The 14,337-nt window shown below is 29.2% G+C and carries 15 protein-coding genes; all 15 read left to right on the top strand.

Annotation, left to right across the window (positions count from 1 at the left end; all coding sequences use genetic code 11):
• Positions 1–25: 25 nt before the first annotated feature.
• Positions 26–2,776 carry a sigma 54-interacting transcriptional regulator gene (locus ACH36K_RS06160; protein WP_411170074.1) on the top strand — a complete coding sequence of 917 codons (2,751 nt, stop codon included), beginning with the start codon at positions 26–28 and terminating at the stop codon, positions 2,774–2,776.
• An 87-nt stretch (positions 2,777–2,863) separates the two neighbouring features.
• Entirely contained in the window at positions 2,864–3,283 is a 420-nt protein-coding gene (locus tag ACH36K_RS06165) for a PTS sugar transporter subunit IIA (RefSeq protein ID WP_411170075.1), read from the top strand.
• Between the two features lie 21 nt (positions 3,284–3,304).
• Positions 3,305–4,048 carry a BtpA/SgcQ family protein gene (locus ACH36K_RS06170; RefSeq protein ID WP_411170076.1) on the top strand — a complete coding sequence of 248 codons (744 nt, stop codon included), beginning with the start codon at positions 3,305–3,307 and terminating at the stop codon, positions 4,046–4,048.
• A gap of 1 nt (position 4,049) precedes the next feature.
• Entirely contained in the window at positions 4,050–4,520 is a 471-nt protein-coding gene (locus tag ACH36K_RS06175; protein WP_411170077.1) for a PTS sugar transporter subunit IIB, read from the top strand.
• Between the two features lie 21 nt (positions 4,521–4,541).
• Complete coding sequence (locus tag ACH36K_RS06180; protein ID WP_411170078.1) at positions 4,542–5,318, top strand: PTS mannose/fructose/sorbose/N-acetylgalactosamine transporter subunit IIC; 777 nt, start codon at positions 4,542–4,544, stop codon at positions 5,316–5,318.
• Complete coding sequence (locus ACH36K_RS06185; RefSeq protein WP_411170079.1) at positions 5,302–6,138, top strand: PTS system mannose/fructose/sorbose family transporter subunit IID; 837 nt, start codon at positions 5,302–5,304, stop codon at positions 6,136–6,138. The genes ACH36K_RS06180 and ACH36K_RS06185 overlap by 17 nt, the downstream gene beginning before the upstream one ends.
• Before the next feature lie 106 nt (positions 6,139–6,244).
• Positions 6,245–6,487, top strand: a complete 243-nt coding sequence (locus tag ACH36K_RS06190) for a hypothetical protein (protein WP_411170080.1) — start codon at positions 6,245–6,247, stop codon at positions 6,485–6,487.
• Positions 6,488–6,568: 81 nt separating this feature from the next.
• On the top strand, positions 6,569–7,381 hold the full coding sequence (locus ACH36K_RS06195; protein WP_411170081.1) for a transketolase: 813 nt from the start codon (positions 6,569–6,571) through the stop codon (positions 7,379–7,381).
• Positions 7,382–7,394: 13 nt separating this feature from the next.
• Complete coding sequence (locus ACH36K_RS06200) at positions 7,395–8,321, top strand: transketolase family protein (RefSeq protein WP_411170082.1); 927 nt, start codon at positions 7,395–7,397, stop codon at positions 8,319–8,321.
• Positions 8,322–8,331: 10 nt separating this feature from the next.
• Positions 8,332–8,979: a fructose-6-phosphate aldolase gene (fsa, locus tag ACH36K_RS06205; RefSeq protein ID WP_411170083.1), complete on the top strand. Its 648-nt coding sequence runs from the start codon at positions 8,332–8,334 to the stop codon at positions 8,977–8,979.
• Positions 8,980–9,211: 232 nt separating this feature from the next.
• Positions 9,212–9,415 carry a heavy-metal-associated domain-containing protein gene (locus ACH36K_RS06210; RefSeq protein ID WP_411170084.1) on the top strand — a complete coding sequence of 68 codons (204 nt, stop codon included), beginning with the start codon at positions 9,212–9,214 and terminating at the stop codon, positions 9,413–9,415.
• Between the two features lie 189 nt (positions 9,416–9,604).
• A complete protein-coding gene (locus ACH36K_RS06215) occupies positions 9,605–10,306 on the top strand; it encodes a DsbA family oxidoreductase (protein WP_411170085.1) in 702 nt (233 codons plus the stop codon).
• Between the two features lie 144 nt (positions 10,307–10,450).
• Positions 10,451–11,704, top strand: coding sequence for an Nramp family divalent metal transporter (locus ACH36K_RS06220; protein WP_411170086.1), 1,254 nt, complete (start codon positions 10,451–10,453; stop codon positions 11,702–11,704).
• A gap of 132 nt (positions 11,705–11,836) precedes the next feature.
• Positions 11,837–12,814 carry a diaminopimelate dehydrogenase gene (locus tag ACH36K_RS06225; protein WP_411170660.1) on the top strand — a complete coding sequence of 326 codons (978 nt, stop codon included), beginning with the start codon at positions 11,837–11,839 and terminating at the stop codon, positions 12,812–12,814.
• A 312-nt stretch (positions 12,815–13,126) separates the two neighbouring features.
• On the top strand, positions 13,127–14,158 hold the full coding sequence (locus ACH36K_RS06230; RefSeq protein WP_411170087.1) for an ArsR/SmtB family transcription factor: 1,032 nt from the start codon (positions 13,127–13,129) through the stop codon (positions 14,156–14,158).
• Positions 14,159–14,337 lie beyond the last annotated feature (179 nt).

A 14,337-nucleotide genomic window follows, 5' to 3' on the forward strand; every position in this document is an offset into this window, starting at 1 on the left:
TTTACATATAATGCGGGAGGATGGTATGAAGAATCAGATACTAAAGATGTTAAAAGAAAAAACTAAAAATATTACTATAGATACATTAGAAGAACTTACTGCAACTAATATAAGCAATGAGCTTAAAATAAGTAGAAATTTAGCTAGCCAGTATTTAAATGAGTTTGTTAATGAGAGAAAAGCGATAAAGGTTAATAGAAGACCAGTTTATTTTCTAGATGTAGAGGAATTAGAACTTAAGTATAAAAAACGTATAGATAAAGAAAATTATAGCATTGAAGAAATTGAAGAGTATTTTACAGTTTTTTTAGAAGAAAAAAAGGATTTCATGAATTTAATTGGATATAAGGGCAGCTTAAAATATGTTGTAGAGCAATGCAAATCTGCAATTGCATATCCTCCAGATGGACTACCTATATTATTTTATGGACCAACTGGTACAGGAAAGAGCTATATGGCGAATTTAATGTATGAGTATGCTGTAAATACAAGAAAGGTATCGAGTGATAAGAAATTTGTTACTGTTAATTGTTCAGAATATGCAAATAATCCAGAATTATTAACAGCGAATCTTTTTGGAGCAAAAAAAGGATCATACACAGGTGCTGATAAGGATACAGTTGGATTGATTAAAGCAGCTGATGGAGGAATATTATTTTTAGATGAGGTACATTGCTTAAAGCCAGAATGTCAGGAAAAATTATTCTTATTTATGGATAAGGGAATATATCACATGGTTGGTGATAATGAAACTTGGCATGAGGCTAATGTAAGATTAGTATTTGCTACTACTGAAAATCCAGAAGATGTATTGTTAAAGACTCTTCTTAGAAGAATTGCTATTATAGCAACAATACCTTCTTTAGAAGATAGGCCAATTGAGGAAAGAAAGGGAATTATATATCATGTATTTAAAAAGGAATCAGAAAATATAGGGAAAAAAATTAGAATTAGTAATGCTGTTTATAAAGCATTATTAAATTGTAATTTATCAGGAAACATAGGACAAATAAAAAATTATATAAAAGCAGGTTGTGCAAATGCATTTTTACAACAAATTGATAATTCGGAATATTTAGATGTAAATATATATAATATGCCTCAATTTTTACTGGCCTTTAACAACAAGGATCAAGTTGTAGTTGAAAGAGCCTTAGATAAAAAAATGATAAATATTGAAGAAATTAATCCGGAAAAAAGAGCAGAGAATAATTGTAAAATTGTAGAACTGTATGAAAGTATAATAAAAAGTTATTTAGATAATAAAATTAAAAATTTACCTTTCAAAGATTTTTTAATAGCTTATGATAAGCAGTTAAATAGGTCTTATGATTATATAGTTTATTCCAATATAGAGGCTAATTATCAAAAGGTACAGTATATAAAGACTGTGTTAGAAAATATTTTTGATCTTACAATTAATCAATATAGGATAAATATACCTAATAATGATATTATAGCTTTTTCAAGATATTTAAATGATTATATTCAAAATAGAAGCGAAATAAGTATATGGGAAAATACGAATAAAGAATTAATAAAAAAAGTAGAGGAAGAAGTAAAAGTTAAACTAAATAGAGAGCATCATATAGCTGTTGAAATAAACAATTTATTACAGAATAGCTTAGATGTAACTTTAGGAGGAATGGAATTAGCTTTTCTAACTATGAATATTAAATCTCATAATAGAGAAGTGGATATTAATAGAATACCTGGGATTATCTTAAGTCATGGCTATTCAACAGCAAGTAGTATTGCAGATGCTGCTAATAAATTATTAGATTGTTATATCTTTGATGCAATAGATATGCCGTTAGGGGTTAGTTCTGAGGAGATAGTTAAAAAGATTAAAGACTATATAAATAAGAAGGGGAATTTTAATGAAATTATACTTCTAGTTGATATGGGATCATTAGAGGATATATATAAAGGAATACAAAATGACACAAACATAAATATAGGAATAATAAACAATATAAATACTAAGCTTGCTTTAGATATAGGTTTAAAATTAATTCAAGGATATGAAGTAGAAGAGATACTAAAAGAATCTTGCAATAAGAACTACTCTAGTTATAAGTACATTAAAAATAGAAAGTTAGAGAAGGTTATTTTAACAGTATGTCCAACTGGAATTGGAACCTCTAAAAAGATTGCAGAATTAATAAATAGAAGTTTACCAAGAAAAATAGAGATAAATATAATACCACAGGATTATGGATTAATAGTTGATGAAAAGACATTAAAGGAATTACAAGATAAATATGATATTAAGCTTGTAATTGGAACTATAAATCCTAATATTGAAGAGGTTCCATTTATATCTCTTGAAAATATTATAGTTAATAATAAATTAGAGTATTTAGAAGAGATATTCAGTGAATATTTAACTGCTGAAGAGATAAAAACATTTAAGGACAATATAGTAAAGGTGTTTTCACTATCTAATATAGTAGATTATCTTACAATATTAAATGCGGAAAAGGTACTAGAGGTTGTAGGTGTTGCAGTAGATGAGATGGAGAAGAAACTTAATATTGAACTTATGACAAGTATAAAGATAGGTCTATATGTACATCTATCATGTTTGTTAGAAAGATTAATAACTAAGACTCATATAACTACTTATGACTGTATAGAGAAGTTTAAAGAAGAAAATAAAGAGTTTATTGAAATAGTGAGAGAATCATTAACTGAAGTAGAGAAGTATTTTAGTGTCGAAATACCTGTCGAAGAAATAGGGTATATCTTCGACTATATAAAAAGTAATAAATAATAATAAGGAAAATAGAGGCGTGTAGGCTATCGACTGATAGTTGGCACGTCTTTTGCTTTATATAAATATTGAAAGGAGATGAATCTATTGAGAAGAGTAATTTTAGCAACACATGGGGAATTATCAAAAGGAATGCATAATTCAATTAAATTAATCATCGGTGATATGGCAAATGATATAGAAACATATTCCTTATATATAGGAAAGAGTCCAGTTGATTATGTAAATGAAATTAGGCTTGATGTAGAAAGTAAGGAGGATACAGAATTCATTTTTATTACAGATATAAAGGGAGGTAGTGTTCATACTGCATTAATGGAATTATGCGTGTATAAGAATGTTAAGTTGTTTTCTGGAATGAATATGAATTTAGTTTTAGATATTTTATTATCTTTTCCAGAGGAGATATCAAATAAGAAAAGTGAAATAATAATTAGTCAAGCAAGAGAAGGAATGACCTTTTTAGATTATCAAAGTTTAAATGCAGATGAAAATGAAGAATTTTAATAAAATTTTAGGAGGAATATTATGAAAAAGAATTTTTTAAGTTTATTTAAGAATGAAAAACCAATCTTTGCAATGTTGCACTTAAAAGGAGATACTCAAGAAGAAACTTTTGAAAGAGCAAAAGAAGAAATCAAAATTTATATGGAAAATGGTGTAGATGCAGTAATTGTTGAAAATTACTACGGAAATTACTATGACATGGAAAGAGTTCTACAATATTTGAAAGAAAGTGATTTGGATATTGTCTACGGAGTTAACTGTTTGAATGTTGATGCAATGGGGTTTGATTTAGCTAAACGTTTCCGTGCTAGTTTTGTACAATTAGATTCAGTAGCTGGTCACTTACAATTAAGAGATGATCCAGGATTTGAAGCATTTATTAAAAAAATGAGAGAAGAATATGATGGATATATTCTTGGTGGAGTAAGATTTAAATACCAACCATATTTATCTGGAAGATCATTAGAAGAAGATTTAACAATTGGTATGACTCGTTGTGATGCGATTGTTGTAACTCAAGATGCAACTGGACAAGAAACATCTATGGATAAAATTAATGAATTTAGATCTATCATGGGTGATTTCCCACTAGTAGTTGGTGCAGGATTAACTCCAGATAGTTGTGAAAAACAATTTGAAGTTGCAGATGCTGCTATTGTAGGAAGTTACTTCAAAGATACATACAAAGATACAGGAGATGTTGATGGATCACATGTGAAAACATTGATTGATGCTGTAGAAGAAATTAGAAGGGGAGGACAATAATATGATTAAGGCAGTAAGAATAGATCATCGTTTAGTGCATGGACAAGTAGCTTTTTCATGGACAAAGTTTTTAGAAGCTGATTGTATTTTAGTTGCTAGTGATAATTTAATGAAAGATGAATTAAAAATGACTGCAATGAAAATTGCAAAACCAACTGGGGTAAAACTAGTTATGAAAAGCATCGATGATTCTATAAAAGCATTAAATAGCGGAGTTACAGATAAATATAAATTATTTATTGTAGTAGAGAGTGTAGAAGATGCTTATCGCCTAGCAAATGGAGCTCCGGCTATCACATCAATTAATATTGGCGGTATGAAAGCAACAGAAGATCGTAAACAAATTTCAAAAGCTGTTTTTGTATCAGAAAATGATGTGAAAATGATGAAAGAATTAGGGAGTAAAGGAATTGAATTAGAAGTTCGTTTAGTGCCAAGTGATATAAAACAAAATGCTTTAAAATTAATCTAAAAGGAAAGAGAGGAAAAGTGTATGAGCTTAGGATTTCAAGCTATATTAATTGGTTTAGTGGCGTTTTTTGGTTATTTCCACAATTATGCGGGTTCTACAATGTGGAATCGTCCGATTATTATGGCTACATTAACAGGGCTAGTATTAGGAGATATTAAAACAGGTATTATGGTAGGAGCGGCATTAGAACTTGCATTCTTGGGAGCAGTTCCAATTGGTGCAAGTAATCCACCAGACATGACAGCAGGATCAATCATTGGAACTGCATTTGTTATCATAAGTAATGCTCAAATAGGGGCAGCAATTGCATTGGCTATTCCAGTAGCTACATTAGCATTATTATTTAATAACTTATTAATGATGTTTGTATTAGTATGGGTAGCTCACTTAGCTGATAAATATGCAGAAGAAGGGAATGCATCAAAAGTAGAATGGCTGTGTAGAATTTCTGCAATTGGAAATATGATAGTCTTAGCATTTGTAGTAGCAATTTCTTTCTATGTAGGTGTTCCAGTAATTGAAAACGTATTAGCAATGATTCCAGAATGGATTATTCACGGTATGGATGTAGCTGCAGGAATCTTACCAGCAGTAGGGTTTGCAATGTTAGCAAAAATGATTGTTACAAAAGAGTTAGTGGCATTCCTAATTTTAGGGTTCTTATTAACAGCTTACTTAAAAATTCCAGTATTTGGTGTAGCATTATTAGGTTTAGTTATAGCGCTAATTGCTTTCTATACGCGAGACAATAAATCAGGAAATATAGAGGAGGCTTACGTAGATGAAAACGAATTCTAAGAACACGATTGATCCAAATAGCAAAATCACAAAAAGAGACTTTTGGAAAGTATTTACAAGAAGTTGTACGTTAGATTCAGCATGGAACTATGAGCGTCAACAACACTTAATGTATTGCTATACAATGATTCCTATTTTAAAAAGACTTTATTCAGATAATAAGGATAAAATGGCAAAAGCGTTAAAGCGTCACTTAGAGTTTATGGCTTGTACTCCGCATATAGTAACACTACTAGCAGGTATTACAGGTGCAATGGAAGAACAAAATTCAAGGGATGAAAATTTTGATGAAAGTTCAATCAGCGCCGTAAAAACTTCATTAATGGGGCCAATGGCAGGCTTAGGAGATTCATTCTTCTGGGGTACTTTATTAACAATCGCAGTTGGGATTGGTGTTTCTTTCGCACAAGAAGGAAGCATTATGGGACCAATTATGTTCTTGCTTATTATAAATATTCCAGGATTCTTAGCTCGTTTCTATTGTTTAAAATTCGGATTTAAATATGGGGTAAAATTCTTTACAAACATGTCAAGCAATGGTGTTATTGAAAAAGTTACAAAATGTGCATCAGTGTTAGGGTTAATGGTAATTGGGGGGATGATTGCTTCAACAGTTAGTATGCCGATTACATTAGAAGTTGGAGTTGGGCAAATCGTTGAACCATTACAAAAGTATTTAGATCAAATTATGCCTTGTTTACTACCAGCATGTGCATTTGGAGTGATGTACTGGCTATTAGGAAAAAATATTAAAACAACTCGTATTTTAGTATTCTTATTGATTTTTGGTTGTATTGCTTCATTTTTTGGAATAATGTAATAAGATGAATCACTAAGAAAAGGTTTATCCACTTTTTTTCTTTATTGTTTAATGAAGACCATCGGTTAGGCCGGTGGTCTTCATTAACAATATTGCATTTAAGTAAATGGATGATATTCTTAAAAAAATTTGCAATGACTATTTTATTGCAAATGATAAAGAGTTTATATTATTACTTAACTGTGTTGATAAATACACACTTAAAGCTGTAGATAGTACTATCAAGGTATTTATATATACTTATACTAATAATATAAGTGTGGATAAGATAGAATTTATTTGTGCCAAAAAAGGTGATTGTAATGTTATTTATATTTTTGATTATGAAGATGATATTACTATCAATTAATTAAATATGTTAAATGAACTAAATGATTTATTAAATAGATATGATTAAAAGGGCATAAAAGAAGAAGGAGGAGGCAGGCTTATGAATAAGGAATTGTTAACACAAATTTCAAAAGAAGTTAGAAAAAATATTATAAATATGATATATGAAGCAAAATCAGGACATCCAGGTGGATCACTATCCTGTGCAGATATAATAACATATTTATATTTTGAAAAAATGAATATAAATAAAGATAATTATTTAAAGGATGAAAGAGATAGATTTGTACTTAGTAAAGGACATGCAGCACCAGCTCTTTATGGAGTACTTTGTGAAAAAGGATTCTTTCCAAAAGAGGAATTAAAGACATTGAGAAAAGTTGGGGCATTATTACAAGGTCATCCAGATAAGAAAAAAGTTCCAGGCGTTGATGTATCAACAGGTTCTCTTGGACAAGGGATATCAAATGCAGCAGGTATGGCATTGGGGCTTAAGCTTAGAAAATCACCAGCTAATGTTTATACAGTTCTAGGTGATGGAGAATTGCAAGAGGGATTAGTATGGGAAGCGGCAATGGCAGCAGCTCATTATAAATTATCAAATTTAGTAGCAATAGTTGATTATAATGGATTACAAATAGATGGAAAAAATGAAGATGTTATGGGGATAGCACCATTAGAAGATAAATTTTTAAGTTTTGAGTGGAATGTAGTTAAGTGTAATGGTCATGATTTTGATGAAATCCATGAAGCCTTCAATAAAGCAGAAAAATCGTTGGACAGACCAACTGTAATTATAGCTAATACTACAAAGGGGAAGGGTGTTAGCTTTATGGAAGATAAAGCAGAATGGCACGGACAAGCACCTAGTGAAGAACAAAGATTAGAAGCTATAAAGAGTATTGAGGGATAGGAGGGAAGCAAGTATGGGAAAAGCGACTAGGGAATCATATGGAATGGCATTGTTGGAATTAGGGAGTGAAAATGAAAAAATAGTAGTTTTAGATGCGGATTTGTCGAAATCAACTAAAACAAGCGAGTTTAAAAATAAATTTAGCGATAGATTTTTTAATGTGGGAATAGCAGAGCAAAATCTAATGGGAATGGCTGCAGGACTATCTAATGTGGGATATATTCCATTTGCAAGTACCTTTGCAGTATTTGCTACAGGTAGAGCATTTGAGATAATAAGAAATTCAATATGTTATCCTAAAATGAATGTGAAAATAGCAGCTACTCATGCAGGGATAACAGTTGGAGAAGATGGAGGCTCCCATCAATCTGTAGAGGATATAGCTTTAATGAATTCTCTACCTAATATGACTGTTATTGTTCCAGCAGATCATAGAGAAACTATGCAAGCAATTAAGGCAGCAGCTAATTATGAAGGACCTGTATATTTAAGGCTTGGAAGATGTAATACACAGGATATATTTAATGAGGATTATGAATTCAAAATTGGAAAAGGTGTTGAAGTAGTTTCAGGAGATGATGTTACTATAATAGCTACAGGAATGATGGTGCAAAAAGCTATTGAAGCTTCAGAAAAGTTATCATTAGAGGGCATTAATGCTAGGGTAATAAATATTTCAACAATAAAGCCTATAGATAGAGAAATAATATTAAAAGCTGCAAGAGAAACAAAGGGAATAGTAACAGCAGAAGAACATTCAATAATAGGAGGCCTTGGAGCTATGGTAGCTTCTATAGTTTCTAGTAAAGAGCCTACAATTGTAAATATGTTAGGAATAAATGATACGTTTGGAGAATCAGGAACTCCTGATGAACTTATGTATAAGTATGGGTTAACTAAGGATGAAATCATAAAGAAAGTGAAAGAAATTTTAAATTAGGAGGCTGGATATGAAACTTTTTATAGATACTGCAAACATAGAAGAAATAAGAAAAGCAAATGAATTAGGAGTTATATGTGGTGTAACAACTAATCCATCATTAATTGCAAAAGAGGGAAGGGATCTTAAAGAAGTTATAAATGAAATCTGCTCAATTGTAGATGGACCTATAAGTGCAGAGGTAATGAGTTTAAAGAGTAAAGAGATGTATAAAGAAGGAAAAGAATTAGCAGCCATTAATAAAAATATAGTTATTAAAATCCCAATGTGTGAAGAGGGGTTAAAGGCAACTAATCTTTTAGCTAAAGATGGAATTAAGACAAATGTTACTTTGATATTTTCTCCATTGCAGGCTTTATTGGCTGCAAGAGCGGGGGCTAGCTATGTTAGTCCATTCTTAGGAAGATTAGATGATATAGGAAATCCAGGGATTGATCTTGTAGAAAGAATAGCTGAAATATTTAAAGTTCATAAAATAGAGACAGAAATAATATCTGCAAGTGTTAGAAATCCAATGCATGTACTAGATGTATCATTGAAAGGATCTCATATTGCAACTGTTCCTTATTCAGTAATAACACAAATGGTTAAACATCCATTAACTGATAGCGGAATTGAAAAATTCATTAGTGACTATAAAGATGTATTTGAAAAATAGGATTAGTATAAGTTAATTTGAACTCTAAGTAATGTTTAAAGAAGATTACTTAGAGTTTTTTAGATTTTTTCTATAAGGCTGTTTGTTAGAATGATTTAACAATAAGAGCAATACCTTATTATTATATATTAAGTACAGACTAAACTAATATTTTAAAATTTGAGTAGATATAATATATATTAAGATGTTTTTGAACATACTATACTTGTATCAATTTTGAAAGGAGATAAGTATGGAAAGATTACATTGTAGAATAAGTGGAATAGCTAATGAAAATATGAAAACACAACTGAAAAATTCATTAGAAAAGGTTGAAGGAGTAAATCAGGTATGTGTTGATATGGCAAGAGGCTCTGTTGAAGTAATTTATAATGAACCAGCAACACAAGAATCTATAAGAAGTTGTATAGAAAATACAGGACATAAAATTGATTAATTAAGATAAGAAGCAGTTTATAATTTAAAAATTATAGACTGCTTTTATTTATATCATGAAAGCATAGAATATTGTGATATTTATTAAAAACATATATTAATTAATATTTATTATTGTATAATATATATTAAAGAGTGAATAAAATATGAATTAAACTAGTTAAAACTAAAAATGTAAGGAGAAATGAAAATGAAAGTAGAAATTTGGTCAGATATTTTTTGTCCATTTTGTTATATAGGAAAACGTAGATTTGAAGCTGCTTTAGAAAAATTTGATAATAGTTTAGAGGTTGAAGTGATATATCGTAGTTTTGAGTTAAACCCTAGTTCACCAAAACATTATGAAGAAGATATACATGCACTTATTGCAAGTAAATATGGAATGAGTTATGAAGAAGCTAAGCTAAATAATGACAATATAATAAAACAAGCTGCAACACTTGGTTTAACTTATAACTTTGATACACTTATACCAACAAATTCCTTTGATGCACATCGTATGATTCATTTTGCAAATAAATATAGGAAAATGGAAGAAATGACGGAGGGATTATTTAAAGCTTACTTTACTGATTCTAAAGATGTTAGTGATTATGAAATATTAGCTAATATAGTAGCTAGTATCGGTTTAGATAAAGAAGAAGCACTAGAAGTTTTAAATAATAATGATTATGAGGAGTCAGTACGTAGAGATGAAAAAAGGGGAAGCCAATTAGGAATAACGGGTGTACCTTTCTTTGTATTTAATGATAAATTTGCTGTATCTGGAGCTCAATCAACAGATATATTTTTAAATGCTTTAAATAAGGTATTAGAGGATGAAAAAATTTCTGTTGCTTTGAATAATGAAAATAGTGTAAATATATGTACTGATGGATATTGTAAAAATTGAAAACAAAAATATAAATAAAAACCGCGATTTGATTTCGTGGTTTTTATTTATATCATGAAATCATAGATATGTTGGTATTTGTTAAAAAAATATATTAATTAATATTTATTATTGTATAATAGATATTGAGGAAGTGAATAAAATATGAAGAAGATTAATGTACTAAAAAATAAAAAAGAAAAGTTAGAGTTTAATAGAAAAGAATTTTTAAAATATATTGGACCAGGAATTTTAGTTACAGTAGGATTTATAGATCCAGGTAACTGGGCTTCAAATATAGCAGCAGGATCTACATTTGGATATAAGTTACTTTGGATTGTAACATTATCAACAATAATGCTTATTATACTACAACATAATGCAGCACATCTTGGTATAGTTACAGGTCTATGTATTTCAGAAGCAATAAGCAAATATATAAAGCCTACTATTGCTAAAGCAATAACAGCTACAGCAATTTTAGCTGCTATAAGTACTGCGATGGCTGAAATTTTAGGTGCAAGTATAGCTTTAGAAATGTTATTTAAGATACCTATTAAGATAGGTGCAATTATTTCATCAGCAGTAATATTATTTATGCTATTTTCAAATTCATATAAAAAGATAGAAAAAATAATTATAGGATTTGTATCTTTAGTTGGATTGGCTTTTATATTTGAAGTTGCATTAGTAAAGGTAGATTGGGTTGAGGCTGCAAAAAGCTTTATTGTACCATCTATTCCGACTGGCTCAGTAATTATAATAATGAGTGTTTTAGGAGCTGTAGTTATGCCACATAACTTATTCTTGCATTCAGAAGTAATTCAAAGTAGAAAGTGGAATTTAGAAGACAAAACTATAATAGAAAGACAATTAAAGTACGAATTTTTAGATACAATATTATCTATGGTAATTGGATTTATTATAAACAGTGCAATGATTATAGTTGCTGTAACATTTTATAAAAATAATGTAGTAGTTACAGAATTAGGTCAAGCTCAAGAACTATTAAGACCAGTTCTTGGAACCAGTGCAGCAGTAGTATTTGGAGTAGCTTTATTATTTGCAGGAGTAGCATCTACTATAACTGCAGGTATGGCAGGAGGGTCAATATTTGCAGGCTTATTTGAAGAGCCCTATGATATAAAAGAAAAAAATACTAAAATAGGAGTTATAATAACTATATTAACAGCTTTAGCAATAATATTTTTTATTAGTGATCCATTTAAAGGATTGGTGTATTCACAAATGCTATTAAGCGTACAATTGCCTATAACAATTTTTACACAAATATATTTGACATCATCTAAAAAAGTAATGGGAGAGTATAAAAATACAACAATAGAAAATATTATACTATGGTTAGTTGCTGGAATAGTAACTGTTTTAAATATAATTTTATTAATCTCTTTGTTTTAATAATGTGGGGAAATGCATATAAATATAATAAACTTATTATAAGTTTAAATTATTAAGGCTTTAAAGCAAACTTAATAATAAAATATGTATATAAAGGGGGGAATACTTGGTTTTAGAAGCCAAGGGAAAGAGATGAATAAAAAAATTAGAGTGGGGATTGTTGGATATGGAAATCTCGGAAAGTGTGTAGAAGCATCTTTATCAAAAAAGTCAGATTTTATTTTAGAAGCTATTTTTACAAGAAGGAATCCTGATATGTTAAACTCATCTTCAAGAATGGTACATATTTCAGAGATATCAGGATACAAGGATAAAATTGATGTTATGATTCTTTGTGGAGGATCTGCTACTGATTTACAAGAACAGTCCCCAAATATTGCAGAAAATTTTAATATAATAGATAGTTTTGATACTCATGTAAATATACCAGAACATTTTAATAGAGTAGATAAAGTGACAAAAAAAGCTGGTACGATTGCTCTTATATCTGCTGGTTGGGATCCAGGATTGTTTTCATTAAATCGTCTTTTAGCTCAAGCTATACTTCCAAATGGAAAAGACTATACTTTTTGGGGAGAGGGAGTAAGTCAAGGACATTCGGATGCTATTAGGAGAATAGAAGGTGTAGAATATGGTGTTCAATACACTATACCAATTGAAAGTGCTATGGAGAGTGTACGAGCAGGAGAATGTCCAGATTTGTCAGATAGAGAAAAGCATAAGAGAATTTGTTATATAGTACCTAAAAAAGAGGCTGATTTAAGCTTTATAGAAAACAAAATTAAGAATATGCCAAACTATTTTTCAGACTATGATACTACAGTAAATTTTATAAATGAAGAAGATTTTAAGGCAAATCACAAGGGAATGCCTCATGGTGGCTTTGTTATTCGTACAGGAGTTACTGGTGAAAGTACAAAGCATAGAGTAGAATTTAATTTAAAACTTGATAGTAATCCGGAGTTTACTGCTAATGTTTTATTAGCTTATTCAAGAGCAGTTTATAGACTAGCTAAAGAGGGACAAACAGGAGCACGGACAGTATTGGATATTCCCTTTAGCTATTTATCAACAAAGTCAGAAGAAGAATTAAGAAAAGAATTGTTATAAGATTATAGCAAATCATTTAAAATAGATAAATTCTAATAGAGTTTATTTATTTAGGTAAAGTAAATGCAATTTGCTAAAGTAAGTGCAATTTGTTATAGTTTCATATTAATAAAAAGGGGCGATATGCTCCTTTTTATTTTACAATTGTATTTTTAAAATCTAAGGATAAGTTATTTATAGAATATAAGTTATTCAAGTTAACCCTATAGAGTAAAGTGCGAGTATTTCTATATTAAAAATATTAGCTTATATAAAAAATCATGTTATAGAGTATGCTATAATAAATTAAAGTAACTTATAGGAGTGAAAAACATGAATATTAAGATAACTGAAAAGCTAAATCCAATTTGCGAAATACTAGGATTGCTTTTTGTCAGTGAGAATTATGAAATGCTTATAAGTAGGTCAATTAAGGAACTCGATTCTCATGGAGTCAATGGTGAATTATTTATAAAAAAGAATTTCAAGATTATTGATAAGTATATAAAAGAATTTAATAAATATAAGGTAGTTAATAAAAAGGACTTGTTTTTATTGGAAGAAGAGGACTCAAGTATTTTTATTATTCTTGCACTTTTAATAATAAAGAATGAGAAGATGATAAGCTCATTAGATGATTTTAGTGAAGAAGAGCTTAAAATGATGATATTAGATATTATAAATGAGGCCTATGAGCTAGAAAATTCTATAGATGATATTAAAACTCTTAATAATATTTTAGGGTTTTTAAGAAAGTTAGATATAGCTGAAAATATAAAGTGGAAATTAATGCTTATTTTAGAAAGTCCTAAAAGTTATTATAAGGATTTAATTGAGGAGTTAGAGAAGAACAGAGGTGCATATAATGAAGCTTATAAAGTAATTGAAAAGAAGTTACCTAAGTTAATATCAGATTTGAGTAAATATATTAAGTCTGGTAAATGTGAAATTATAACTAATAATAAGACTAAATCTTCTCAAAATTATGCTGTAATACCAACACTAGCTTTTGTAAATTCATTAATTGAAATTAAAGATACATACTTTGTTGGATTATTATACGAAATTATACATAAAGAGCATATTAAAGCAATTGGAAATAAGGGAGAGATAATTTTAAAATTAAAAGCTTTAGCTGATAAAAGTAAGTTAGATATAATTTCACTTATAAAGGGTGATCCAAAGTATAGCTTGGAAATAGCCAAGAGTTTGAGTTTGACGCCTGCTACTGTTTCGTATCATATGGCAACTTTATTAGAAAGTAATATGGTTATTGTAGAAAAGAAAAATGGAAAGGTGTATTACTCTTTAAATAATGAAGGAATTGAAAAGTTTATAGAAGAACTTAATAGAGTTTTATTATAAAATTATGATGTTGCAATAATAAAATAACTGCAATAGTTAAACTTTGAAAAGCCAATAATAACTTAGAAGATATCAATAAGATATAATATTTATCGAATTGATGTCTTTTTTCATATTTAAAATAACATTTGTAAAAGAAGACATTGACTACTTCCAAACAAATTAGAAAGTTATCTAAT

The sequence above is a fragment of the Clostridium sp. MB05 genome (assembly GCF_046581255.1).
Taxonomy (GTDB): domain Bacteria; phylum Bacillota; class Clostridia; order Clostridiales; family Clostridiaceae; genus Clostridium.

Excerpts from the sequence above, each read along its gene's own strand:
- ACH36K_RS06160 (WP_411170074.1), top strand. The coding sequence starts at position 26 with ATGAAGAATCAGATACTAAAGATGTTAAAAGAAAAAACTAAAAATATT.
- ACH36K_RS06170 (WP_411170076.1), top strand. The coding sequence starts at position 3,305 with ATGAAAAAGAATTTTTTAAGTTTATTTAAGAATGAAAAACCAATCTTT.
- ACH36K_RS06175 (WP_411170077.1), top strand. The coding sequence starts at position 4,050 with ATGATTAAGGCAGTAAGAATAGATCATCGTTTAGTGCATGGACAAGTA.
- ACH36K_RS06180 (WP_411170078.1), top strand. The coding sequence starts at position 4,542 with ATGAGCTTAGGATTTCAAGCTATATTAATTGGTTTAGTGGCGTTTTTT.
- ACH36K_RS06185 (WP_411170079.1), top strand. The coding sequence starts at position 5,302 with ATGAAAACGAATTCTAAGAACACGATTGATCCAAATAGCAAAATCACA.
- ACH36K_RS06190 (WP_411170080.1), top strand. The coding sequence starts at position 6,245 with ATGGATGATATTCTTAAAAAAATTTGCAATGACTATTTTATTGCAAAT.
- ACH36K_RS06195 (WP_411170081.1), top strand. The coding sequence starts at position 6,569 with ATGAATAAGGAATTGTTAACACAAATTTCAAAAGAAGTTAGAAAAAAT.
- ACH36K_RS06200 (WP_411170082.1), top strand. The coding sequence starts at position 7,395 with ATGGGAAAAGCGACTAGGGAATCATATGGAATGGCATTGTTGGAATTA.
- fsa (WP_411170083.1), top strand. The coding sequence starts at position 8,332 with ATGAAACTTTTTATAGATACTGCAAACATAGAAGAAATAAGAAAAGCA.
- ACH36K_RS06210 (WP_411170084.1), top strand. The coding sequence starts at position 9,212 with ATGGAAAGATTACATTGTAGAATAAGTGGAATAGCTAATGAAAATATG.
- ACH36K_RS06215 (WP_411170085.1), top strand. The coding sequence starts at position 9,605 with ATGAAAGTAGAAATTTGGTCAGATATTTTTTGTCCATTTTGTTATATA.
- ACH36K_RS06220 (WP_411170086.1), top strand. The coding sequence starts at position 10,451 with ATGAAGAAGATTAATGTACTAAAAAATAAAAAAGAAAAGTTAGAGTTT.
- ACH36K_RS06225 (WP_411170660.1), top strand. The coding sequence starts at position 11,837 with ATGAATAAAAAAATTAGAGTGGGGATTGTTGGATATGGAAATCTCGGA.
- ACH36K_RS06230 (WP_411170087.1), top strand. The coding sequence starts at position 13,127 with ATGAATATTAAGATAACTGAAAAGCTAAATCCAATTTGCGAAATACTA.